The following is a 24,557-nucleotide window of genomic DNA, read 5'->3' on the forward strand; positions in this document are numbered from 1 at the left end:
GGCGGAGAAGCGCGCGACCGCTCTCACTTGACCAAACGAAACGTCGGGGGGAGAGACATCCATGTCCGAAGTCCACCATCCTACTTCCATGACCGTCCGATTGATTGGACGCGTCTCGGCGATCTGCCTTCTCGTCTTCGCCATTGCCTATGGCGTCGGGGGCAGCGTCATCGAGTACTCCTTCGCGTCCGACCCGCTCGGGCCGAGGGTCTTTCCCGCCGCACTTGCCGTCATTCTCGGCCTGCTGAGCGTCTGGTATTGGTTCTCGCCCGGCTTCGCCGAAGGCTTCCCCACGGGGCCGCTGCTCGCGCGCGTCCTCGCCGTGCCGGTGGTGATGGTCGTTGCCGTCGCACTATTCGAGCCGGCGGGCTTTGCCGCCTCCATCTTCATCCTCACCCTCGGCGCCGCCATTGTTTTCGGCGCCCCGCCGGCAAAGGCGCTGATCGGCGCCGTCGGTCACGCCGCCCTATGGTGGTTCGTCTTCTCCTATCTTCTGGAAGTCTATCTGCCGGCCGGCGCGCTGTTCGGCTGATCGCGAGACTAAAACCGGAAAGGTCACGTCCATGAATCTCGAATATCTCTGGCAAGGCTTTGCCGTCGCCTTGACCTGGCAAAATCTCCTGATCGGTTTCGTCGGCTGTTTCATCGGCACCATGGTCGGTGCCTTGCCGGCGATCGGCCCGATCAACGGCATCGCGCTTCTGCTTCCGATCGCCTACACAATGGGACTGCCGGCGGAAAGCACGATGATCCTGCTGGCCGCCATCTACTGCGGCGCCGAATATGGCGGGCGCATCTCCTCCATCCTGCTAAACGTCCCGGGCGACGCCGGCGCCGTCATGACGGCTCTCGACGGCTATCCGATGGCGAGGCAGGGCCGGGCGGGTGAGGCGCTTGCGCTTTCGGGGCTCGCTTCCTTCGTCGGCGGCATTCTTGGCTCGATCGGTCTTGCCCTCTTCGCGCCGCTCCTCTCCGGTCTGGCGATCGGCTTCGGTCCGGCTGAATATTTCGTGTTGATGTTGTTCGCCTTTGCGACGCTCGGTTCCATGGTCGGCGGCCAGCCTGCCAAGACGCTGATCGGCTGCGTGCTCGGCCTCATGCTGGCAACGGTCGGCCTCGACGCGACTTCGGGGGCCTATCGCTTCACCTTCAACGAACCGGAACTCGGCGACGGCATCGAATTCGTTGTGCTCGTCATCGGCCTTTTCTCGATTTCCGAAGCGCTGATCATCCTGGAACATCAGGGCAGGGGCATGACCGTGATCCGCGAACTCGGCCGCATGACGGCGCGGATGTCGGATGTCGTCAAGAGCATCGGCACCACGTTGCGCAGTTCGGTGCTCGGCTTCGTCGTCGGCGTGCTCCCGGGAACGGGCGCTTCGGTTTCGAGCGCCATCGCCTACACGACCGCCAAGCGGATTTCCGATACCGAAGGCACGTTCGGCAAGGGCGACGTGCGCGGGCTTGCTTCACCCGAGGCAGCCAACAACGCGACCGCCTGCGGCGCCTTCGTGCCGATGCTCACTCTCGGCGTTCCGGGCTCCGGCACGACCGCCGTCATGCTCGGTGCGCTGATGCTCTACAACATCCAGCCCGGCCCGATGCTGCTTGTCGAGCGTCCGGAGATCGTCGGCGGCCTGGTTGCCTCGCTCTTCGTCGGCAACCTGATCCTGCTGGCGCTCAACCTGCCGCTGGTGCAGATCTTCGCCCGCGTCCTGACGGTGCCGAACTGGCTCCTGGTGCCGGGCATCCTGGTGCTGTCGATCGTCGGCGTCTACTCCGCCCACTCCTCGGTCTTTTCGATCTATCTGATGATGAGTATCGGATTGGTTGGCTGGCTTCTGCGCAAGGCCGGTTTCGACATGGCGCCGATCATTCTCGGCTTCGTGCTCGGCCGGGTCATGGAGGTCAACCTGCGCAATGCGCTGGCGATCAGCGGCGGCGAACTGTCGATCCTGTTCAGCAGCACCATCTGCATCGTCCTGTGGTGCATGGCGCTGCTGGTAGCGATCCTGCCCCTCTATCTTTCGCGTCGCGCCAAGCGTCGCATCGCTGCAAAGAATCTTGCGATCGCGGAATAGGGCAGCCACCGCCAGAATTTCGAACGGCCGGGCTTTGCGCCCGGCCGTTGCTTGTTTCAGGGCCGTGACTGGCCGTCAGGCCATGCGCGGCTGCCCGGAAATAAGAGGTCCACGAATCGCTCGGCGGTCGGCTGCGGCTCGTGGTTGGCAAGTCCCGGCCGTTCGTTCGCCTCGATGAACACATAGTCCGACTTCTCAGGATCGCGCACGATGAAGTCGACGCCGACGACCGGTATTCTGATGGCTTCCGCCGCACGGCAGGCAGCGGCGACGAGTTCCGGATGCACCTTGGCCGTCACGTCGTGGATCGTACCGCCGGTATGGAGATTCGCCGCCTTGCGCACGGTGATCTCCCGCCCTTCCGCCGGCACGGTGTCGAGATCGAGATTCTGCTCGGCCAGGAAACGCTCGGTCTCTCCGTCGACGGGGATGCGGCTTTCGCCGCCGGTGGCCGCCGCGCGGCGGCGCGACTGGATATCGATGAGCTTGCGGATCGGCGACTCGCCGTCGCCGATAATGCGCGGCGGTCTGCGTATGGCGGCGGCGGCGAGCTTGTAGTCGATCACCACCAGCCGCAGGTCCTCGCCGTCGAAATAGGCCTCCAGCAGCACCCGCTCCGAGACCGTCTTCGCCTGCTCGATCGCCGCGTGCAGCGTCTTCATCGACGCCACGCCGACCGAGATGCCGCGACCCTGCTCACCACAGGCGGGCTTGACCACCAGTTTGCCGTGCGTTTCGAGAAATGCCCGCTTCTCATCGTCGCCGACGTCGGCCGAAATCTGCTCGGGTACGACTAGGCCGGCGGTGGATACGAGGCGGCGCGTCACCGCCTTGTCGTCGCAGATCGACATGGCGACGGCCGATGTCAGATCGGAGAGGCTTTCGCGGCAGTGGATCGTCCGGCCGCCATGTGAAAGCCTGAAGAAGCCGCCCTCGGCATCCGTCACCTCAACATGGATGCCGCGCCTGAGTGCCTCGTCAACGATCAGCCGCGCATAGGGATTGAGCCCCTCGTAGAACGGGATCGGCTGGGCAAAGAACTTCTCGTTGATTGCATTCTTGCGCTTCAAAGCGAAGATCGGCACGCGACGGAACCCCAGCTTTTCATAGAGACTGATCGCATGCTCGTTGTCGTGCATGACCGAGAGGTCCACATAGGCGAGCCCGCGCACCTGGAAGTGTTCGGCTAGCTTGCGAACCAGCCGCTCGCCGATGCCGGGCTGACGGGCCTGGGGATGGACCGCGAGGCACCAGAGCGATGCTCCATGTTCTGGATCGCTGAAGAGATGCCGGTGATCGATACCGGTCACCGCGCCGACGATCTGGCCGCTCGTATCGTCCTGCGCGACGAAATAGGTGACCGCGCGGTTGTCGCGTTCGCTTGAAAAGAAGTCCGAGCGCACCTGCACCATACCGCAGGCGGCATAGACGGCATTGATGCCTTCGGCATCCGCCTCCGAGGCTACTCGGCGGATGGTGACGCCTCTCAGGCGCCGTCCGCCACCGCCGCGATAGTTCGACAGTTGGAGGCGAAAAGTGTGCGATGGATCGAGGAAGATTTCCTGCGGGGCGAGCGATAGGAGCACGTGCGGGTCGCGCACGTAAAAGGCGATGTCACGGCTCTGGGGCGCTTCCTCGCGCAATTCCCCAACCAGAGCCTCGTCGCTGTCGAAGGTCTGCGCAAAGAGCAGGCGACCCCAGCCGCAATCGAGCGTCACGTTGCGGTTTTCCGTCGCCGGCTCTTGTCTGCGGTCGCGCGGTACGCCGGGCTCGGGGCCGACCGGCGCCCGCGGCCGGGTGAGGCGGTGGGAGACGGTTCGGTTCCCTCTCGGCTTTTGCCGAGGGGTAGGGGCTTGGCCGAGTTTCTTCATCTCACACCTCCTGGGCCTGCAACCACATCTCCAGCAGCCCGACCTGCCAGAGCTCGGATCCCTTGAGCGGCGTGATGTGCTCGAGCGGACTGTCCAGCAACCTTTCGAGATAGGCGCGCTGAAAGAGCCCGCGTTCGCGGGCCGCCTGCGAAGACAGCGCGTCGCGCAACATATCGAGATAGGGGCCGGCGATATATTTGAGCTGCGGCACGGGGAAATAGCCTTTCTTGCGGTCGATCACCGCGCTCGGGATCACTTTTCGCGCGACATCCTTCAGGATTCCCTTGCCCTCGTCGCGAAGCTTCTCTTCCGGGGGAATGCGCGCCGCCAATTCCACCAGTTCGTGATCGAGGAAGGGTACGCGCGCCTCCAATCCCCAGGCCATGGTCATATTGTCGACGCGTTTGACCGGGTCGTCTACCAGCATGACGGTGCTGTCGAGTCTCAACGCCTGGTCGACCGCCGTGTCGGCGCCGTCGCGCAACAGGTGCGCCTCGAGGAGATCGCCACTAACGTCACGGTCCGGCATCCACTCGTGCGAAAGCTGGGCTGCCAAGGTTTCGTGCGAACGGTCGCGGAAGGCGCCGGCATAGTCGGCGACGACATTGTTGGAACTCATCAGTGGCGGGTACCAGTGATAGCCCCCGAAGACCTCGTCCGCTCCCTGTCCCGACTGCACCACCTTGACGTGCTGCGAGACCTTCTTGGATAGCAGGTAGAAGCCCACATTGTCGTAGGAGACCATTGGCTCGGACATGGCCGCGATGGTTCCCGGCAGGGCCTCCATCAGATCGGCGGAGGGCACGAAGATCTTGTGATGATCGGTCCCGAAATGTTCCGCGATCAGATCGGAATAGACGAACTCGTCGCCCTTTTCCCCGTTCGCCTCCTCGAAGCCGACGGAGAAGCTCATGAGACCGCGTTGCCCGGCTTCGGCCAGCAGTCCGACGATCAGGCTGGAATCGACGCCGCCGGAAAGCAGCACGCCAACCGGAACGTCGGCGATCATGCGCCGCTTGACGGCGAGCCGCAGCGCCGAGAGAAGCCGCTCCTGCCATTCCCCGCGACTGATGGCCGCGTCGCCTGTCTGGCGCCGGTAGGGCGGATCCCAATAGCGGCGCTCCTTGAAGCTGCCGTTCTTCTCGTAAACGCGGATTGTGGCCGGCGCCAGCTTGCGCACGCCCCGGAAGATGGTGCGCGGTGGGGGCACGACGGCATGAAAAGTCATGTAATTGTGGAGGGCGTCCCGGTCGATGGCGGTGTCGACGCCACCCGCCTTGACGACCGCCGGCAGCGACGAGGCGAAGCGCAATGCGCCGTCGACATCGGCGAGATAAAGCGGCTTGATGCCGAAGCGGTCTCGCGCCATGACGAGCCTGCCGCTGTCACGCTCGTGGATGACGAAGGCGAACATGCCATGGAAGCGCGATACACAATCCTCGCCCCAGGCGTGCCAGGCTTTCAGCATCACTTCGGTGTCGCCGTCGGAGAAGAAGCGGTAACCCCTCTCTTCGAGCTCGGCCCTCAGTTCGCGGAAGTTGTAGATGCAGCCGTTGAAGACGATCGAGAGGCCGAGTGCGGCGTCGACCATCGGCTGCTGGGATTTGTCGGAAAGGTCGAGAATCCTCAATCGTCGATGCCCCAACCCGACATTGGCGTGCACCACCAGCCCGGCCGCGTCCGGCCCTCTCGGGCTGAGCGCGTCGGCCATGACCGAAACTGCCGAAACCGACGGCAAACCGCCGCCGAACCTGACTTCACCGCAAATTCCACACATGAATTGGGTCGAAACCTCCTTTGTTGGTACTCTTACAAGATCAGGGCCGCGGTGATCTCCGCGGCCCTGATGTCGCACGTCTTTGATAATGCGCGGGGCCGCCGATCGTTCCCGATCGGAGCTCATTCGTTTTCCTCATTGGCAAGCGCTTCCGCGCGCGCGAGCATGTAGCGTTCCGCGAAGTCCATGTGCTCGCGGGCGATCGCGCGGGCCTCCTCGCTTCTCCCGTCCTTCAGCGCCGCCATCAGGCGGTACTGGAAGAGCAATCCCTCCTCGCGCGAGGTCGGCTTTGGATCCGCATAGATCCGGCGTGCGAGCGGCAGATCGCGCAGGAGATTGTGCATCAGCCCGCACAGGAAGCCGAGCAGCCGGTTCGGGCAGAGCTGTGCGAGTTGCGAATGGAAGTCGAGCTCTGCGACGCGCTGGCGATACTGTTCGTCGACATTTTCCGGTGTTTGGTCGTAGATTCTGATCGTGCTTTCGAGTTCCGCAAGCTGTGCAGGCCGAAGGTGGCCGGCAAGCAGCCCAGCGATTTCCGGCTCTAGCGCCTTGCGGATTGCGTAGATCTCGGAAAGGTTCGGCTGGTCGAAGAAGAAATAGGCACCAAGCAGTTCCATGGCGTGCTGGGCCGAAGGCTGGGCGACGAAGGCCCCGCCGCCGGGTCCGCTGCGGGTGTAGATCAGGCCCTGCGTTTCGAGCGTCTTCATCGCTTCGCGCACGGTGCCCTTGGCGGCCTTGAATTCTTCGATCAGCGTTTTTTCCTGCGGCAGTCGATCGCCGGGCAGGAGTCTTTCCGTGCGGATGAAGTCCTTAATCCGCTCGGCGATCGCCTCCGGCCTGCGGCGGGTCCGCTCCGCCGGCACGTAGAGGCGCTTTTCGTCCTCGCTGATGGGTTTCGTCTTTTCGATTGTGGCGGTCATGCCGTTATTCTTTCCTGATCCGGGGCGCACTGGCGATGAGCCGCTTGGTATAGGCGTGTTGCGGATCGGCAAAAAGCCGGGCCGCCGGCCCGATCTCGACGGTCTGTCCGCGATACATGACCGCAATGCGGTCGGCGATCGCCTCGACGACGGCGAGATCATGGCTGATGAAGAGATAGGAGAGGCCGAAGCGCCGTTTCAGGTCACGCAACAGCAACAGGATCTGCGCCTGCACGGAGACGTCGAGCGCGCTGACGGGTTCGTCGAGCACGAAAATCTCCGCTTCCGCGGCGAGCGCCCGGGCAATCGCGATCCGCTGCGCCTGGCCGCCGGAGAATTCGTGCGGATAGCGCCGCAGCGTGTCGCCGGGCATCTGCACTGCGTCCAGCAGTTCCGCCACGCGGTGTCGTCGCTCCGCGCCACTATACCCGCAGAGCAACTTCAGCGGCGTATCGAGGATCTGCCCGATGGTCTTGCGGGGATTGAGCGAGGCGATCGGGTCCTGGAATACATATTGGATCATCTTGCCGAAGCCCCGCGCACCGGCACGCCGAAGCTCGGCGGCATCGCGACCACCGATCCGCAAGGTCCCGGAGGTCGGCTCCTCCAGGCCGACGAGCATACGGGCAAGCGTGCTCTTGCCCGACCCGCTCTCGCCGACGACGGCAAGCGTTTCGCCGCGGCCGACCGCAAGCGAGACCTGGTTGACGGCGGTCACCGCGTGAGGCGACCGCCCGAGAAGCGTGTGTCCGCCACCGAAGACCTTGGTCACGTCGTTTATTTCGATCGCGGCGGCACTCATGCCGTGCCCTCCCGCTGGCGCGCGGCGAAGAGGCCGGACACCCGGTCGAGGAAGTCCGCTCCCGTGCCTAGTTCCGGCACGCAGGCGATAAGCCGCTTCGTATAGGCGTGCTGCGGATTGGAGAGCACCCGCCGCGTCTCTCCCGTCTCGACGATCTCGCCATCCTTCATCACGGCGACCCGGTCGCAGAGTCCCGAGACTACGCCGAAATCATGGGTGATGAAAAGCAGTGCCATGCCGCGCTCGCGCTGCAACTGGCGCAAGAGGTCGAGGATATGCGCCTGAACGGTCACGTCGAGCGCGGTGGTCGGCTCGTCGGCGATGATGATGTCCGGATCATTTGCGAGCGCGATCGAAATGCCGACGCGCTGGCGCTGCCCGCCGGAGAACTGGTGCGGAAACTGAGCCGCCCGTTCACGCGCGTCCGGTAGGCCGACCTTCTCCAGAAGCGCTATCGCCCTTTCCCGCCGTTCAGAGGCGCCGATCGGCTGATGCGCCGCAATAGCCTCTTCTACCTGGCGGCCGACTGGAAGAAGCGGGTGAAGCGACATGAGAGGATCCTGGAACACATAAGCGACGCGAGCGCCGCGACAGGACCTGAGCCTTTCCTCGGACATGGAGAGCACGTCCTCCCCATGGAGATAGATCGCGCCGTTGCGGATAAGGGCCGGCGGCGAGGCGACGAGGCCCATGATGGAAAGCGCGGTCACGCTCTTGCCGGAGCCGCTTTCGCCGACGATGCCGAGGCACTCGCCGCGTCCCAGTTGAAGCGACACGCCGTTCACGGCGGGCGTGAAGGCGTCTCCCCCGCTAAAGCCCGTCTCCAGTCCTTCAATCGCGAGCGCGGCATCCGGCGCCGAATTGGCTGGCGCCAGTCGATCCTTTGCGATCGCGGTCTTCGAGCCGGGGCGGGCGAGAGTACCGGATCTGAGGCGCGGATCGAGCACGTCGCGGATGCCGTCGCCAAGCAAGTTGAGGCTGATGACGATGAGGAAGATCGTCATGCCTGGCACGATCGAGACATGCGGCGCGGTGAAGAGCTGGGCACGTCCTTCCCCGAGCATCGAGCCGAGATCGGCCTGCGGCGGCTGGGCGCCAAGGCCAAGGAAGCTCAAGCCCGCAGTTTCCAGGATCATCCAGCCTGCGGTCGTCGATATGGTGATGACGATAACCGGCAGCACGTTCGGCAGCACCTCGGTCAAGACGGTCGAGAGCTGTCCCTTGCCGGAAAGGCGCGCCGCGTCGATGAACTCGGCATGGGCAAGCCCCACAGTCGCGCCACGGATATTGCGCGCGAAGAATGGGATATTGACGATGGCGATGGCATAGAGGGCGTTCAGCAGCCCCGGCCCGAGTGCGGCCACGATCGCAAGGGCCAGGAGCATATAGGGAAAGGCCATCAGCATGTCGATCGCGCGCATCATCAGGTTGTCCGCGCGCCCGCCGGCATAGCCGGCGACGATGCCGATCGTGGACCCGATCACGGCGGCGATCAGCGTAGCGGTGAAGCCCAGAGCAAGCGAGACGCGCGTGCCCCACAGCAGTCGGCTCAGGATATCGCGGCCGAGCTGGTCGGTCCCGAGAAGGTGGCCGGCGGTCGCCACCGGCTTCAGCCGGTTGGCCGGCGCCGTCGCATCCGGGTCCGGCAGCGGCAAAAGCGGCACGAGCAGGATGATGAATGCGATCGCCAGCAGTAGGAAGAAGCCGGCGGCGGCGAGCCTGTTGTTCATGAGGAGCCGCCAGGACGTGAACCGCGCCGCGCCCGCCGGCCGTGGCGTCATCTCCGCAAGCGCACTCATGTGCGGATCCTCGGATCGAGAATGGATTGGACCACGTCCGCCATGAGGTTGAACAAGACATAGCTGGCCGCGACGATCAGCACGCCGCCCTGCACGAGCAGGACGTCGCGCGTCGAAATGGCTTTGACAAGCATCGCGCCGATGCCGGGCCACTGAAAAACGGTCTCGATATAAACGGCTCCGCCGAGCACGAAGCCGGCCTGTATGCCGATCACCGGTATGACGCTGACAAGGGCCGCGCGGAAGGCATGGCCGCAGACGACGCGGCGTTCGGGAAGCCCCTTGGCACGCGCCGTGCGCACGAAATCCTGGCGCAGCACCTCCAGCATCGCGCCGCGCGTAAGCCTTGCAATCACGCCCGCAGCCACCACCGCGAGCGTCGCTGCAGGCAGGATCAGATGGATGAGAAGGTCCTTGAGATCGCCGCCACCATAGACCGCGTACATGCCGGAGGCCGGCAGGATGCGCCAGTGGACGGCGAAGAGATAGATGAGCAGCAGACCGAGCCAGAAGGACGGCGTGGAGATGCCGGCGAGAACGACGAAGGTGATCGCGCGATCCGCCCAGCCGAACTGCCGGACGGCGGAAAGGACGCCTGCAAGAAGTCCGAGGACGGAGGCAAGTACGAGTGATACGCCCGCAAGGATCAGCGTCGCCTGAAACCGCTCTAGCACCTCGTCGAGAACGGGTCGGTTGAGTGCGAAGGATCGGCCGAAATCGCCCTGCAGCAAATTGCCGATCCAGATCAGGTACTGCTGTAGCAGCGGCTTGTCGAGCCCGAGGTCGCGGTTGATACGTTCGACGTTCTCCGGCGTCGCATAGGGGCCGAGGATCGCCGTCGCCGCGTCTCCCGGGATCATCGCCATGACGAGGAAGACGATGACCGAGAGGCCGATGAGTACCGGAACGACAGCGATCAGCCGCTTCAGGATGTAGGTCTGCATGAAGCTCCTCCGCCGCCGGCATCGCTGCCGGCAACCGGTTGCCTTCAATCCTACTGCTTGGACACGCCGTGCAGATGCAGGAGGAAGGACGGCTGTAGCTTGAAGCCCGCGACGGCCGCGGTCGTCACCGCATTCTGCTTCCAGTTGGCGACGAAGAGCCAGGGAGCGTCCTCATGCACAATCGCCTGCACCTCGCCGTAGAGCCTGCCGCGCTCTGCCTGGTCCGTGGAGGCGCGGGCCTTCTCCAGAAGTTCGTCGACTTTCGGATTGGAGTAATAGCCGGAATTGAAGCCGCCCTTGTCGGGCATGGCGTCGCTCCTGAGCGTCAGATAGGGAACCGTGTCCGGATCATTGGTCATCCAGGCCATTTCCGCCATATCCGCCTTGGCTTCGAGCCCCGGATTGACCCGGCCGAGAAAGCTGTTCCATTCATAGGTTTCGATCTTCACGTCGAAGCCGACAGCTTCAAGGTCTGCCTGGATGGCTGCGCCCATGGTGACCGGATCGAGCATCCCGGACCCTCCTTCGGTCACGTAGAAGGTGACAGCGGGACTTTCGGCTCCGGCTTCCTTCAGCAACGATTTCGCCTTTTCCGGGTCGTAGGGATAGGGTTCGACCGTGCTTTCGACCCAGTTGAAGGCCGGCGGGATCGGGCCGGCCGCGACCGTTGCCGTGCCCTGCAGCACGTCGTTGACCAGCGTCTCCTTGTTGACAGCGTAATTGGCGGCCTGGCGCACGCGCTTGTCGGCGAAGGGGCCTTCCTTGGCGTTCAAAATGGCAAACCAGACATGCGGCCCCGCCTGCTCGACGACTGCGAAATTGTCGTCCTCCTTGAAGGTGGCGAGATTGTCCGGCGGTACCTCGACCATGACGTCGATGCCACCCGCCATCATTTCAGCGACCCGCGTATTGGCGTCGGTGATCGGCCGGAAGACGGCCGCCTCCAGGCGCGCCGGGCCGTCCCAATAGTCCGGATTGCGCTCGGCGACGACGCGCTGGTTGGAGACCCATTCGACGAATTTGAAGGGACCGGTGCCCGACGGATGGCGACCGTAGTCCTTTCCATACTTCTCGACTGCCGCCGGAGAGACGATCAGGCCGGTCGGGTAGGCGAGATTGGAAAGGAAGGGGGCGAAGGCTCCGTCGAGCTTGAACTCGACTGTGCGATCGTCGACGACATTCACCGCTTGGATCGAGGAGAAGTTGAAGGACAGCGGGAACGGACCGGTGTCGTAGAAGGCGTGATCCTCCTTCAACATGCGGTCGAAATTGAACTTGACGGTGTCGGCATTGAAGGGCGTTCCGTCATGGAATTTGACGTCTTCGCGCAGCTTGAATGTGTAGGTCTTCCCGTCCTCGGAAATCGTCCAGCTCTCTGCCAGTGCCGGCTCCACCTCCAATGTCCCGTCCTTGAACCGCACAAGCCCGTCATAGACATTGACGAGAATGCGGAAATCATTGGTGGCGGTGACCGTATGCGGATCGAGCGATTGCGGCTCCGCGATCTGACCGACGACCAGGACATTGGGGGGAGTCTGCGCCTTAACCGGCGTGGCCGCGGCGGCAAGAATTACGGCAGCCGCCACTATGGCGCTCCGAAGTAGCCTCTTCATGGGGAAGATCCTTTCGATTTGGCTGAATTCGTGAGAGGGCGATTAATACTGATAAATGCCACAGAAGCAAGAATTTATCATCATTAATCCGCGCGAGGGAGTGATGCGCCTACGGGGCGATGACGGGAGGTACTTCCTGCATCAGCCTAAAAAACGTGCGCGTTTTCGGAGCGCGATGCGCCGCTTCAACGAGCTACAGCGCCTTTGCGCGTCTGAAATGGTGCGCGGGGCTGTAGGCTTGGAAATCAGAGCGTAAGCAGCAGCGGCCTTCTACCCCTCCTGCCCATCCTCCGGCGTCAGGTCTTGTTCGGCCTCGGGCACCTTCTGGTGCGTGAAGCCCTTGAGGCCGACCGCGGTTTCTTCGGCGTCCCGTTCGATCTCGATCGGGCTCGCGAGATAGTGCACCACCAGCTTGGCGACGGAGATCAGCGCGTGCAGATGGATGCGCTCGTAGCCGTGCGAAGCGTCCACGCCGAAGGCGAGGAGGCCGGTGCGCACGTCGTGGCCCGCCTCGACGGCGGACGCGGCATCGGAACGGTAGTAGCGGAACACGTCCTTCTGGACGCGAATGCCGTTCGTGCCGCAAAGCTCGAACAGCTTCTTGCACAGATGGTAGTCGAACGGGCCGGTTTGGTCGGCCATGACGAGCGTGACGCCGAACTCCGAGGAGTTCTGGCCCGGCGCCGTGGTGCCGTTGTCGACGGCAACGAGCGAAGCGATGTCGGGCGTGACTACGGCCGAGGCGCCGACGCCGACTTCCTCGCCGATGGTGAAGAGCCAATAGGTGTCGACCGGCGTCTCCACCTTTTCCCTGTTCATCGCTTCCAGCGCCGCCAGCATCACCGCGACGCCCGCCTTGTCGTCGAGGTGCCGTGAGACGATGAAGCCGTTTTCCAGGAATTCCGGCGCCGGATCGATTGCCACGATATCGCCGACGTCGATGCCAAGCTGGGTGAGGTCGTGTTGATTGCGCGCCAGCGCGTCGACGCGCAATTCCACATGGCGCCAGCCGCTCGGCTGGGTGTCTACCTCTTCGTTGAAGGTGTGGCCGGAGGCCTTCAGCGGCAGGATCGAGCCGCGATAGGTGCCCTTGACGGAAAAGATCGAGGCCCGGGCGCCCTCGGCAAAGCGTGCCGACCAATGGCCGATCGGCACCAGTTCGAGGCGCCCGTTCGGTTTGAGCAGCTTGACCTGTGCGCCGAGCGTGTCGAGATGCGAGACGATGCCGCGTGCCGGCCGCCTTGCCGCGCCGGGGCGGCGGGCACGAATGGCGCCACGCCGTGTCAGCACCACTTCCAATCCCAACCGCTCGAGCTCGCGGGCGGTGTGGCGAACCGCCTCGTCGGTAAACCCGGTGGGACTCGCGATCGCCAGCAGCGCCTTCAGGCGAGCGACCAGATAGTGAGGGTCGATCGATATGGCCGAACTCATGCCGCCTTTGTCGCAAGATGCGGCGGAGGCGTCAACCTTGGGTGCCGCCGCCGAAAGCAGGTTGCTCAAGTCGACCGCCGTCTTTCCCGTCGAAACCGCGACTGACCCCGGATTGCGTCGCAACCAAACGCCAGTACTGTTTTGGCGTGTATAGACTGCGCTTATCTCCTAATGCGTGCAGGAAATTCTTGCGATGCGGCAATTCTCTGATAAGCTGCATGATAAATCGATATGCGCCTAATGGATGTATTCGGACCTGCTTGCTGCACCGACCGGCGTCGTGCCTCGCGTTCCGACGATGGCACGGCATCGCGCCGTTGAAGGCCAGCAGCTTCGTTCCGGCGCATGAATTGCCTGCTCGTCGCTTTCAAGCGGTTCCAATGATTCCGTGGAGAATTCATCGCGCCCCCAGTTGTCCTGCTTTCAGAGGAGAGAGACCATGGCAGAAAGCCTGTTCTTCGGCGGTCCGGGCCGGGACGTTTTCTATGACGATGATGGGCCAAACTCATTCGATGGTGGCGGGGGTGCTGATGCGGTTAGCTATGCTCGCTCGTCGCGCGGGGTCGTTGCCGATCTTCAATCCGGACGAGCTTACAAATTGCTCTCGATATTGCCCTTCGGCGATTCCATCACCTACGGCGTGATCAGCAGCACGACCGATACCGAGAGTGGCGGATACCGGAAATTCATGCTGGATCATCTGCGCGCGCTCAATATCCACGTCAATTTCGTCGGGTCGCTCGCAAACGGCCCCGCCATGGAGGACCGCGACCATGAGGGGCATCGCGGTTGGACGCTCAATCAGTTGAATGGCATCGATGAAGGCGTCCTCGCCACGACGGCGCCCGACGCCGTGCTTTTGATCGCAGGCACCAATGACAGCAAGACCGACAGCGTGCAGACGATGATTCAGGACCTGCGCGACCTTCTGCTTAGTGTGACAGCCGCGGATCCCGAGGTGACCGTTTTCGTCGGTTCTGTCCCACCCGTGCGGGTAGGGCAGCAGTCGCAGGCGCGGGCCGACAAGGTCGACGCCTATAACGACGCGATGCCCGCGCTCATCGAAGAACTGGCGGCGCTGGGGCTTGATGTGGTCTTCGTCGACATGCGCGGCCTGACGCAAGACGACATCACGGCGCCTCCGCTCGACAGCGGCTTGCATCCGACGGCCGAAGGCTACGAGAAAATCGCCGCTTACTGGCTGCAGGCGCTGGAGGAGCATTTCGGCCTGGACGGAGAGGGCATCGGCAGCGACCGCGACACCTTCATCAGTATCGAAAACCTGATCGGCTCGGCGTTTGACGATCGGCTGGCCGGAACTGATGGGGCCAACACCCTGGAAGGCCGCGATGGGAACGACGTCCTCGAGGGACGCGGCGGCGCTGACGTGCTGATCGGCGGAACCGGCGCTGACGTGATGATCGGCGGCGCGGGCAACGACGTCTACTATGTCGACAATTCCGGCGACAGCACGATCGAGGAGGCTGGCGGCGGTGTGGACGAGGTTCACGCCTATGTCGATTGGACGTTCGCGGAGCACGTCGAAAACCTGTTCCTGCGATCGGCGGCCGGTCTAGCCGGCATCGGCAATGCCGCAGCCAATAGGATCATCGGCAACAGCGGGGCGAACAGGATTGAAGGGCGCGATGGAGATGACAATATCGACGGTCGCGGCGGCGCGGACCGTATCATCGGCGGCGCTGGCAACGATACCCTGACGGGTGACACCGGCAACGACACTTTCGTCTTCGCGATCGGCGATGGCCAGGACGTCATCACAGATTTCAGCGTTTCCGGCTACGATCTCCTGGAGGTCTCCGGTTATCAAAGCTATAGCGAACTCCGCCAGATCGGTGCCGACACGCTGGTCGTCTTTTCCGCGACCGATACTGTGCTCTTGAAGGGCACTCTTGTCGCGAGCCTGTCTACAAGCGATTTCTTCTTTGCATAGCCACGGCTGAATTCCCCAAAAAATGAGGGTTGCTAACCCTTTTGGGCTACGCACAATCGGGCTGGTCTTAAAATTGTCCGTCGAGAGAGCTATTCGATCGGAGCACTGGAGGCTAGCAATGCGCCAGACTTGGCTCGATGTGGCCAAGGGCGTGGGCATCGTTCTCGTCGTCCTGGCCCACGTCCTGACCCACAGCAAATGGCATTTGGCACCGGAGGTCTTTTTCACGATCTCGCTGTTCTACATGCCTTTTTTCTTCGTCATATCGGGTTATCTCTTCACTGCCTCCGACCGGCAGGCCCTGCTCTCAAAGCGAGTGCGTGGTCTCATGGTCCCGTATGTCGCCTTTCTCTGCCTCCTCATCGCGGGCATGCTGCTCGTCGACCTTCTCCACGGTGACATACCGGCTCCCTGGCAAATCAGGGAACTGGTGACCAACGCCGCTTGGGGCGGACGAAACCTTACCCGTGAACTCGGTGTCTTCTGGTTCGTGAGCTGCCTCTTTGCGACCCAGCTTCTCTACAACGAGGTTGCGCTGCTGACCAAAGGGCCAACCGATCCCGTCATGCTGACCTTCGTGGCAGGCTCTGTCGTCCTCGCTTATCTCATCCAGGCCTCCTGGCCGGATATCCGCTCGCCTCTTGCCCTCAGCAATGTACCTCTCGCCATCGGCGCCTTCTGGTTTGGGCACCTGCTGCGCGAAGAGAAGCTGGGCGTCAAGGCGCTTGCCCTGGCGGCACTTGCCGTTGTCGGCATCTCGATTGCCGCTGCCTCGGCAGGGTCCGACTTTACGTTCAGCATGAAGAACACCAAATTCGGACCACCGATCCTCGGCTTGCTGCTTGCGCTTTCCATTTCAGCTGCTGTGCTCAGTCTCGCCCGCCTGGTCACGTGTGGTCTCCCTGAGCGGATGGCTCCGCTCGCCGAGCTCGGCAAGGCTTCACTGGTCATCATGTTCGCCCATCAGTTCGTGCATTTCACGCTGCGAGAAACGGGTATGACTTCGGATATTCCGCTGATTGTCCTCTCTGTCGGTTTGCCCTATCTCCTCTATCGGCTGCTGAACTCGTCGGCAGTTCTGTCGCCCTGGTTTCTGGGGCACGGATCGCTGTCGCTCAGCATCGACCGGATGCGGCGGACGCTCGCCAGTCGCGCGAGATGAGATTGGTGGCGACGCAGTCGCAGGGACAATGATCGCAACCCTGGGGTGGATTTCTCTTGATCTTCTCCCCTTTTTAAGAGAGATTGTGCAGTGCACAAGGTCGGCGGCCGGCGCTTGGCTGCCGTCGCCTCCGATAGATGCCTCGAACCCAGCAAGGGGACGAACCGGAATGTTTCGCGACATGCATGTTTACAAGAAACTGATCGCGCTCGGTGCTGTCGTCGTCGCCTTCGTCGGCGTTCTCGATGCGCTCGCCAATCTGCCCGTCGTCTCCGGCTGTTCGTTCTATGGCAATTGCGCTCTGGCCGACGCCTCGACGCCGCCGACGGACCTCGGCAACGATCCGGTGGCGCAATGAGCAACTCCGAAAAAGCGGCACTCATCGTTTATGACGGCGATTGCGTGTTCTGTCAGAACTATGTCCGTTTCATGCGGCTGCGCGACACCGTGGGCCCGGTCGAACTGCTCGATGCCCGCTCGGGTGATCCGCGCGTCGCGGCTTTTCAACATGCGGGCTATGACCTGAACGAAGGCATGCTCTTCGTCTTCGACGATCGCGTCTATCACGGAGACGAGGCCGTCAATCTGTTGGCGATTCTCAGTTCGCCATCTTCGCTGTTCGGCTGGCTCAATCGTGCGATCCTTTCGAGCCGGCTGGCTGCGCGGCTGATCTACCCCGCGCTTAAGCTCGGGCGCCGCATCACGCTACGCCTGCGCGGCCGGCCGCTCATCCCCGCTGATCTCGACCACTCGCCCGAACGGGGCTGGTGACCCGAGACGGTCTTCGGGCGCATGCATCGGAGTCATGGCAGCACTTCGCCGGGATAAACTCCCCAAATGTTCTGCTGTCTGACATAGCCGCTCCACCCGCCGTCCTTTCCTGTCACACGGCACCAAGTGCCACTGCAGGACCGCAGGCGAACGACAAGCCCCGTCCCCAGTCGAGCGGCGACGGGCGCAATAGACGATGCATGATCGCGCATGGGAACGTAGCCCTCTTTCCAAGGAGCGATCGCACCGGTCCGGCGACCCGACAGAAGTCCGTGATACATCCACCCGACCGTGCCGTCCTGATCTCTTACTTTTCGCCAGTTTCCATATTCGGCGAAGATCTCCAGCGGCAAGCCGGGCGAAAGGTACACCCATTTCACCATATAGTCCGTTCCGGGCCCGACACGCATGTTTGCGCGCTGGGCACCGAGCGAGACGTAGCGAGGGATGGGCAGACCCGTTACGCGGCCGTTGATGGGAGCGGCACTGGCAGGTACGGCGGACATGGCCGCAAGGAATAGACAAACAAACGTTCTGAGCAAGGCTATTACTGGGCAATCAGAATCCAGGATTAGATCGTACCGTCAGGCAATGGGCATGTCCCCAAAGCGGGACGAGGAGGCGGCCAGCTAGATGGATGCCGTGCGTGGCTTCAAAACACGGCCGATGACAGGATGTCAATGCGACACAGAGGTGTCAGCTCGGAGGCGCCGCGGTTGGTCCTGGAGCGGGTAATCCTAAAGCTCCAAGCCGGTCGGGCAAGCCTGCCTGCACCGGGTCTGGTCCAGGCGGAGGCGTGTGCAAGTGCCCGGCCGTCGGGGGACAAACCTCAATGCGTGCAAACCTTCGGCCGCGAGAAGTCCACCAGCTTAAAGATCAAGAGCTTGCGTTCCAGGAGGTTCGGCATTTCGTCGGCGAGGCTGGCCGCGGTCGCCCGTGTGACGGTCACGCCGTCCCTTTCGTAGGTCACCCAGGCATCCGGCTTCCAGCGGAGCCACAGCTTCAGGTCATGCAGAATGTGATAGTAGCCGGCCTGCGACTGGCGTATCCAAAGTTCCCTCGAGGAATCGACGACCTTCACGACCTCGTTCTGGTAGTTGAAGAGATAGGGCGGCTTGGAAAAGAGCAGGTGGTTGGTCTGGCCAGCCTCCGTGTGCAGGTTGCTGAACATGTTGATCGAGCTTTCCGTCTTCAGCCCGACATAGGGGGAAAGGCAGGAAAGGAAAAACAGGCCGGGCACCACATAAACCCAGGCTGGCGCCCGCGGCGCGGCGGTATTTTCGCAAGGCAGGTTTTCGAGCGCCACATAGGTGAGCACGACCAGGGCCGCGCCGCCCGCGACCGCCCAGACGAGGATCCAGACGGAATGGACGACCATGTCGAAGGAGCGCTCCGGGAAGACAAGCGTCAGGAGCATGACGACGGCGACGGTAACGAGTGTGAGAGCCAGGCCGGGGAAGAGGGTACCGATGCGCCCGTAGTTCTCGCGCAACCGGTTCGCCACGTTCAGCGAAATGCCATAGAGCATCTGGCTCGCGGGCTTCGGAATGCTCAGCACGTAGAGCGCGAAGACAAGGCTGGAAAAGTCCATATACCAGGAATAGGCGGAAATAGGGATGATGTAGTGGAAGAGCAGCGCCAGTATGAAGCCCACGGCGAAATAGCGCTTCCAGTACAGGCACAGGATGGCGATCCCTTCGATGATGAAGGTCGAGTAAATCGCCAGATAGCGGCCGAACAGATTGTCCTCCAGACCGAAGGGCCGGGCGAGCGGCACATAGAGGCCCACTGCGCAGCTGACGGTGGGGTCGAGAAAATCCGTGTTGATCTTGTGGAAGATGCCGTAGAAATACATGATCGCGAGCAGGGCGCGCGCAACGACGCGCACCTGGTCGTAAAGGGCCACGCGATCGATCGGGCCGCGGCCGGACTTCAGGTAGAGAAGCGCCGCACTGAGCAGCATCGCGCCGTCCATGACGGTGGTAATCGTCTTGTTGTTGGAGGCAACCGGTAGGCGCACGGCATAGAGCGCCACCGAGACACCGGCAAGAGCCAGGAGGAGCCAGGTGCGCCGCGGGTATAGGAAGAGCAACAGGCTGAACAGGATGATCGCCCAACCGAGCGTCATGTAGATTGCACCCTTGTAGCCGATCAGGCCGTAGGTATCGCCGGCAATGCTGAAGATCGCCGCTAAGGCCCAGAAAGGCGTGAATGCCGTCAGACCGTCGTGGCTGTAGGCCAGTTCCCTGATCCTGGTGGCCTTCCTGCGGCCCATATTCCAGAAAGGTATCGCATCTGCCGTCATCATGAATTCCACTCCAAGTGACCGGTGGTTGTCCGAACGGGGAATGCCGCAAAGTGCTTGGCAAATCCGTCTGAAGGCATATGCAGCCAAGCGGTGCTTCGCGACGACGTCACATTCTTGCGGCGCCGCGGCCTGTAATCTTGGGAGAAATGCCCGCCTACGTCTCCTCGCTCTCCGTGCTTGCCACTGACGGGGATCTCGCCGGGAGCTGTACTCCCGATATTCCGCCCTCGCGTGACTCTAATGAGCAACTCTAGTTTGTAAACTTCCTCTATTACAACAAATTCGTGCACCGTTTCCATTGCCTCTTGCTCGATGCGGGCACAGGGCATGGGATGGCCACGCCGAGTTCCCAAGAGGCGCTGCACCGCCAGGCCGTACGACCTATGGTTCAGTTGTAGCGAACTTACTACGCATGATGCTGTGTTGCAATATTCAGTGTGCAGCGCAGCATAGGTTGCAGTCTCTGTTGCGCCGCAAAAGATATCTCGGTATTGCAATGCTCATGGAAACCCTGAAGGAGAGTAGGGAGACTTGGACGCCAGCCCATTCGATCCGCCCGAGGGTTCGCTTCGCAGGTCCGTTGGCCGCGGCGCTGTCGCGACCGGCCTCGCCCAGGCCGTCAAGGTTGCCACCCAGATCCTTTCGGTCATCGTCCTTTCCCGCCTGCTTTCGCCTGAAGATTTCGGCATCGTGGCCATGTGCGCACCGGTGCTCGCCTTCATCGCGCTCTTTCAGGATTTCGGCCTGACGCAGGCGACCGTGCAGAAGAACGCAATCACGCATGACGAGGTGAATTACCTCTTCTGGGTCAACGTCGCCGTTAGCGCGGCGCTCGCCTGCCTGATGGTGGGTGTGGCGCCGTTGATCGCCAGCTTCTATGGCGAGCCGCGGGTCGGCCCGCTGATTGCCGCCATGGCCGCGCAGATCGTTGCGTACGGCCTGGGCGCGCAGCACCTCGCCCTCCTCAACCGCCGCATGGCCTTCGGTCGCCTCGCGCTGGTTGAAGTCACAAGCGCTGTCGCCGGCCTTCTGGCCGCGGTCTCATGGACGCTGGTCGACCGGTCCTATTGGGCGCTTTATGCAGGCACGCTCACGAGTGCCGTCCTGCCCAGTCTCTGCTATTGGGTGAATTCGCATTGGCGCCCGGGCTTTCCGCGAAAGGTGCAGGGTATCGGCGCTCTGCTCAATTTCGGCGCCGGAATCACCGGGTTCAACTTCGCGAACTTCTTTGCCCGAAATCTCGACAACATCCTGATCGGGCGCTACTGGGGCAATGCGGAGCTCGGCCTTTACGACCGCGCCTACAAGCTTCTCCTGTTCCCCTTGAGCCAGATCGCCAACCCGCTCTCGAAAGTGATGGTGCCGGCGCTCTCACGGCTTGCCGGCGAGCCCCATCGTTACCGCAGCGCCTACTTGCGCGTGATCCCCCTGATGCTGGTTGTTGCGCTGCCGGGGGTGGCGACTGCGGTGGCGACTGCCGACCGGCTCATTCCTTTCGTGCTCGGCGAACAATGGCGGGAAAGCGCCGACATTTTCCGAGCGCTCGGTTTTGCCGGCCTGCTTCAACCGCTTAACAACCCGGCGGGCTGGCTGTTCATCAGCCAGGGTCGCTCCGGCGACTTCATGCGCTGGGGGATCATCACCGCCGCAAGCTCCGCCATGGCTTTCATCATCGGCCTTCCTTACGGCGCGCTCGGAGTTGCGGTCGCCTATGCCACGAGCGAATATCTGCGGACGCCGGTCCTATGGCTCTATATTGGAAGAAAGGGCCCATTGACCGCCGGCGACATGGTCCGCGCCGCCGGTCCTTTCGTGCTTGGGGCGCACGTCGCGCTCGCCATCCTGTGGCTGGTGCGGCCGCATCTGCCGGACCAGACGATCGTCGCTCTCGCGGGCGCTGCAATTCTTTCCTATGCCGTGACGGTTGCCGTCGCGCTTGTCTTCCCTTTCGGCCGCCGGTCGCTACGCGAGGCGCTCGATCTGCTGCCGAAGAGACGAAGCGGGCAAAGCTGAGAGAAACGACCGCATGTCTCCTATCGTGGATCTCAGTTTGATTATTGAGGGCGACACATGCAGCAGTGCGGAGGTCGCTGACGGCCCGTGGCCGGGTGCCGGAGACCGGATTGACGGGTGTCGCACCCGTGCCCGCCAGCGCACCGGCCCTACTCGGCGGCCAAATTTCGCGCCAATCAGGCCGGCTTTCTGACCTTGCTTTTCAGTGCCTCGTAGCCTCGCTCACCCAGCATGGCCCGGGCCGCTGCTTTCAGCAGCGCATGCCTTCCCTCTGCCGTTTTTGCCAGGTTCAGGCGCTCGCGCACCAGGGCCGATGCGGGTGTGATGATCTCGTGCGTTTCCACGCAGAGGACCGGCTTGCCCGAGAGTTTCGCAATGTTGACGGCCTGGCCGTGTTCGCTCTCGATGAACAGGACGGCATTGGAGCGTCGGTAGACCTCCGCCTTGAAGCGGCCGTGAGCGGCAAGACGCTGGCGCTCTTCCTTGCTCGGCAGGTCGAGCATAACGAGCTCGTCGTATTCGATGCCCCGCCCGGCCAGCCAGTCCTCCGTCTCGGAGCGATATTTCTCCAGCCGGCTGGTCACCAGGGAGGCGATCTTGCGCGTCGGCACGTAGAGCGGGTGTGCTTCGGCGAGAAAGCGAAGATAGGCGGGACCGTCATCGTTTTCGTCGTTCGTCGGGTCGAGGCACAGCACGCCGTCGATGTCGACGCAGCTCTGCCCAAGGAACTTGTGATGCATGAAGTTCCATTGGAACAGTCGTGGCTGCTGGACGACCTCGAGCACGAAGTCCGTCTCCTCGTAGCGTTCGTAGCTGCCGTAAACGGCGGCGAAGATCAGCCGGTCGCGCGGTATGCCCGCGGCCGCCGCCTTCACCCTGGCCTCTCTCATGGCACTGCCGCCATTGATGCTGTCGTCGAGGATCAGAATCCTGCGCATTTCGGCCATGCTACGTCCGAGCGCCGCGGAGCGCTTGGTAATCCCGCTCGAGAAAATCTTGCCGGCGACGAAGCTGTCGAGATCGGTCATCTGGATGTTTGCCGTCAGGCTGAGGAGATTGGCGGCCAGCATGCCGCTGCGCGGGATTCCGACGACCAGATCGATATCGCCGGGCAGGCGATGCAGGTTTCTGGCAATCGTGGCATTCATGTCGGCGATCGATCGATACTGCATCTTGTTGCACCTCTGAGTGGTGTTTGCGACCGCGCTAAGCCGCTTCAAAATTTGCGAACGGGTTTACGCAGACTTGGCTTCCGGAATAGGTGATGGGATCGTCCGGCCCGCGCCGCCAGACATAGTCGGTGAGAAGATGGAAATCCGCGAGCAACAAGCGCTCGAACCGCTCCAGCCGGTGCGCGGGATCCTCGGGCAGGAGCGGGCGCGCCATGTCTCCGATGTGAAGCTTCTCGAAAAGCGTCGTCGCGTCTGCCAGCTTGCCCGTGGGAAAGTCCCACGGATTGCGCCTACGGAACTCCAGAACGAAGGCGCGCAGGTGATCGTCCGAGATGTTGAGATTGCCGAGATATCTCTCGAGCGTCGCGCGCACCATCTCCAGCTCCGAAAAGGATCGCACGGCGGCATAGGCAAGGCCGGTCGACGCGAGCCCGCCTGCCGCCAGCGCGAGCACGGTGCGCCTCGAAACTCCCTTCATGCTTGCCTCCTTCACGAGATGCGCATGGCGGCTCTCAGCGAAAGCGCCGCCGCCGTCAGGCTGGGATTGGCACAGGAGCAACTGGGAAATGTGCTCGTGCCGACAATCGCAAGATTGCGGAATTCGTGATGGATCAGATCCCGGTCGATGACGGAGTCGCTTCGATCTTTGCCCATGCGAAGCGTGCCCTGGACATGCGATTCCGTGCCGCGAACGCCGCGGTCCATGATCTCCTCCACCGGCAGCGGCGCAAGAATATCGGGCAGCTTCTCCAGCGCCCGCGCCATGCCCTCGACCGCATAACCGGCCGGCCCCTTGTAGTTGATCAAGGCGTTTTCGTTCTCGTCGAGACCGACGAAGTTCTCCGGTTCCAACAGGTCCTCGGTGACGATGACAAGCGGTAGGGTCTGGCGCAGCCGGCCCTTTTCGGCACGCAGCCCATGCTGCCAGCGGTTCTCGAAATAGACGAGCGCGGCAGCCTGCTCCGAGCGGTGCTGCCCGTCATAGAGGCCATAATTCAGCCCCGTGGTGATCGTGCTGCCATCGAAATTATCGATGCCGTCGAGATATGCTTCGACGTTGCGGCCGTAAGATTCGTGCAGTCCGCGCCCGACGAATTCGCCGCCAAGACCGGACCTGAGCATGATGGCGGCACTCTGGATCCCATTGGCGCCGAGCACGAAGAGATCGCCGCTGGCGGTGTATTCCCTGCCGCCATGGCGAAACGTCACTGCCCGGATGGAACCGGCGGCATGATCCAGCCGGCGCACTTCCGAGCCGAGACACACCGATATATCTGGGTGCTCGAACACATGCATCAGGCCGTTGTTCGCGGTGAACTTCGCATCAGCCGGGCAAAGCCAGCACCGAAGCGAAGCGCAGCAGGCCGACCGCGTCTCCGTTGCGACACGGGCACGCGCCGTCGGCATGACGAAGTGCTGGTCTGGTTGAGCTGCCTTCATCAGGCGATCCGGCGTGGACATGCGATGCGGTGGCTGCGGGAAGGGCTTTGAACGCGGCATGATTGCCGCCATGTCGGGATCGCCCGATATGGCCATGACCGTTTCGGCCTCACAATAGAACGGCTCGAGCTCGTCGTAGCTGATCGGCCAATCATGGCCGATCCCGTAAAGGCTCTTCAGCCGAAAATCGTTCGGATGCAGCCGGGGCGTCTGCGCGAACCAACAGTTTGTTCCGCCGCCAAGTCCGATCGTATAATTCCACGGCTTGGTCGCGTTGCTGCTGTAGGTCTGCTCGTCCTTGAGATCGGTATTAGCCCCATGTTCGAGCTGCCAAGCATGCGAATTGTGGCGCCCCCATTCAAGGAGGAGAATGCGCGCTTTGCGCCGTTGGAGAAAGCCGTGCAGGAAAAAGGCCGAGCCAAAGCCGGAGCCGATCACCACAATGTCGAAATGTTCTCCGGCGATCTTGTCTGGGCGGATATCCAGGACCATCGACTAGCCT

Annotated in this window: 20 protein-coding genes; 7 read left to right on the forward strand and 13 right to left on the reverse strand. The window is 62.6% G+C overall.

Annotated elements, in window-relative coordinates; genetic code table 11:
- Positions 1 to 61 precede the first annotated feature (61 nt).
- Both EKH55_RS21610 and EKH55_RS21615 read left to right on the forward strand, forming a co-directional pair.
- Positions 62 to 532: a tripartite tricarboxylate transporter TctB family protein gene (locus EKH55_RS21610; RefSeq protein ID WP_151613078.1), complete on the forward strand. Its 471-nt coding sequence runs from the start codon at positions 62 to 64 to the stop codon at positions 530 to 532.
- A 31-nt stretch (positions 533 to 563) separates the two neighbouring features.
- Positions 564 to 2,081 (forward strand): tripartite tricarboxylate transporter permease, encoded by a 1,518-nt coding sequence (locus EKH55_RS21615; RefSeq protein ID WP_151613079.1) that lies wholly within the window; start codon positions 564 to 566, stop codon positions 2,079 to 2,081.
- Between the two features lie 56 nt (positions 2,082 to 2,137).
- On the opposite strand, the gene ngg is transcribed toward EKH55_RS21615, so the two are convergent.
- The 8 genes from ngg to EKH55_RS21655 all read right to left on the reverse strand — a co-directional run bounded on the left by ngg (position 2,138) and on the right by EKH55_RS21655 (position 13,238).
- Positions 2,138 to 3,952: an N-acetylglutaminylglutamine synthetase gene (gene ngg / locus EKH55_RS21620; RefSeq protein WP_151613080.1), complete on the reverse strand. Its 1,815-nt coding sequence runs from the start codon at positions 3,950 to 3,952 to the stop codon at positions 2,138 to 2,140.
- A 1-nt stretch (position 3,953) separates the two neighbouring features.
- The gene (locus tag EKH55_RS21625; RefSeq protein WP_151613081.1) at positions 3,954 to 5,729 is read right to left on the reverse strand and encodes an N-acetylglutaminylglutamine amidotransferase; all 1,776 of its coding nucleotides are present in this window, start codon (positions 5,727 to 5,729) and stop codon (positions 3,954 to 3,956) included.
- Between the two features lie 122 nt (positions 5,730 to 5,851).
- Complete coding sequence (locus EKH55_RS21630; protein WP_151613082.1) at positions 5,852 to 6,649, reverse strand: FadR/GntR family transcriptional regulator; 798 nt, start codon at positions 6,647 to 6,649, stop codon at positions 5,852 to 5,854.
- A 4-nt stretch (positions 6,650 to 6,653) separates the two neighbouring features.
- On the reverse strand, positions 6,654 to 7,451 hold the full coding sequence (locus EKH55_RS21635; protein ID WP_151613083.1) for an ATP-binding cassette domain-containing protein: 798 nt from the start codon (positions 7,449 to 7,451) through the stop codon (positions 6,654 to 6,656).
- Complete coding sequence (locus EKH55_RS21640; protein WP_151613084.1) at positions 7,448 to 9,250, reverse strand: dipeptide/oligopeptide/nickel ABC transporter permease/ATP-binding protein; 1,803 nt, start codon at positions 9,248 to 9,250, stop codon at positions 7,448 to 7,450. The genes EKH55_RS21635 and EKH55_RS21640 overlap by 4 nt, the downstream gene beginning before the upstream one ends.
- Positions 9,247 to 10,194: an ABC transporter permease gene (locus EKH55_RS21645; protein ID WP_151613085.1), complete on the reverse strand. Its 948-nt coding sequence runs from the start codon at positions 10,192 to 10,194 to the stop codon at positions 9,247 to 9,249. Before EKH55_RS21645 ends, EKH55_RS21640 begins: the two co-directional genes overlap by 4 nt.
- A 50-nt stretch (positions 10,195 to 10,244) precedes the next feature.
- On the reverse strand, positions 10,245 to 11,807 hold the full coding sequence (locus tag EKH55_RS21650) for an ABC transporter substrate-binding protein (protein ID WP_151613086.1): 1,563 nt from the start codon (positions 11,805 to 11,807) through the stop codon (positions 10,245 to 10,247).
- A 270-nt stretch (positions 11,808 to 12,077) separates the two neighbouring features.
- A complete protein-coding gene (locus EKH55_RS21655; protein WP_151613087.1) occupies positions 12,078 to 13,238 on the reverse strand; it encodes an osmoprotectant NAGGN system M42 family peptidase in 1,161 nt (386 codons plus the stop codon).
- Between the two features lie 439 nt (positions 13,239 to 13,677).
- Between EKH55_RS21655 and EKH55_RS21660 the strand changes: the two genes are divergently transcribed.
- The 4 genes from EKH55_RS21660 to EKH55_RS21675 all read left to right on the forward strand — a co-directional run bounded on the left by EKH55_RS21660 (position 13,678) and on the right by EKH55_RS21675 (position 17,122).
- Positions 13,678 to 15,189, forward strand: coding sequence for a GDSL-type esterase/lipase family protein (locus EKH55_RS21660; protein WP_151613088.1), 1,512 nt, complete (start codon positions 13,678 to 13,680; stop codon positions 15,187 to 15,189).
- Positions 15,190 to 15,307: 118 nt separating this feature from the next.
- Positions 15,308 to 16,351, forward strand: coding sequence for an acyltransferase family protein (locus EKH55_RS21665; protein ID WP_192803863.1), 1,044 nt, complete (start codon positions 15,308 to 15,310; stop codon positions 16,349 to 16,351).
- Positions 16,352 to 16,520: 169 nt separating this feature from the next.
- A complete protein-coding gene (locus EKH55_RS21670; RefSeq protein WP_151613090.1) occupies positions 16,521 to 16,709 on the forward strand; it encodes a hypothetical protein in 189 nt (62 codons plus the stop codon).
- Positions 16,706 to 17,122 (forward strand): thiol-disulfide oxidoreductase DCC family protein, encoded by a 417-nt coding sequence (locus tag EKH55_RS21675; protein ID WP_151613091.1) that lies wholly within the window; start codon positions 16,706 to 16,708, stop codon positions 17,120 to 17,122. The genes EKH55_RS21670 and EKH55_RS21675 overlap by 4 nt, the downstream gene beginning before the upstream one ends.
- 32 nt (positions 17,123 to 17,154) lie before the next feature.
- Here EKH55_RS21675 and EKH55_RS21680 read toward each other — a convergent pair whose 3' ends face one another.
- Positions 17,155 to 17,628: an SH3 domain-containing protein gene (locus EKH55_RS21680; RefSeq protein ID WP_151613092.1), complete on the reverse strand. Its 474-nt coding sequence runs from the start codon at positions 17,626 to 17,628 to the stop codon at positions 17,155 to 17,157.
- A 323-nt stretch (positions 17,629 to 17,951) separates the two neighbouring features.
- Positions 17,952 to 19,430, reverse strand: coding sequence for an HTTM domain-containing protein (locus tag EKH55_RS21685; RefSeq protein ID WP_246231974.1), 1,479 nt, complete (start codon positions 19,428 to 19,430; stop codon positions 17,952 to 17,954).
- A gap of 531 nt (positions 19,431 to 19,961) precedes the next feature.
- Here EKH55_RS21685 and EKH55_RS21690 point away from each other — a divergent pair.
- On the forward strand, positions 19,962 to 21,443 hold the full coding sequence (locus EKH55_RS21690) for a lipopolysaccharide biosynthesis protein (protein WP_151613093.1): 1,482 nt from the start codon (positions 19,962 to 19,964) through the stop codon (positions 21,441 to 21,443).
- Positions 21,444 to 21,619: 176 nt separating this feature from the next.
- Here EKH55_RS21690 and EKH55_RS21695 read toward each other — a convergent pair whose 3' ends face one another.
- From EKH55_RS21695 to EKH55_RS21705, 3 genes are read right to left on the reverse strand one after another with little or no spacing between them, the layout of a single operon-like run.
- Complete coding sequence (locus tag EKH55_RS21695) at positions 21,620 to 22,615, reverse strand: phosphoribosyltransferase family protein (protein WP_151613094.1); 996 nt, start codon at positions 22,613 to 22,615, stop codon at positions 21,620 to 21,622.
- Positions 22,616 to 22,649: 34 nt separating this feature from the next.
- Complete coding sequence (locus tag EKH55_RS21700) at positions 22,650 to 23,093, reverse strand: hypothetical protein (RefSeq protein ID WP_151613095.1); 444 nt, start codon at positions 23,091 to 23,093, stop codon at positions 22,650 to 22,652.
- Between the two features lie 11 nt (positions 23,094 to 23,104).
- Positions 23,105 to 24,547, reverse strand: a complete 1,443-nt coding sequence (locus EKH55_RS21705; protein WP_151613096.1) for a GMC oxidoreductase — start codon at positions 24,545 to 24,547, stop codon at positions 23,105 to 23,107.
- Positions 24,548 to 24,557 lie beyond the last annotated feature (10 nt).

Origin of the sequence: Sinorhizobium alkalisoli, assembly GCF_008932245.1 — a bacterium.
GTDB classification, from domain to species: domain Bacteria; phylum Pseudomonadota; class Alphaproteobacteria; order Rhizobiales; family Rhizobiaceae; genus Sinorhizobium; species Sinorhizobium alkalisoli.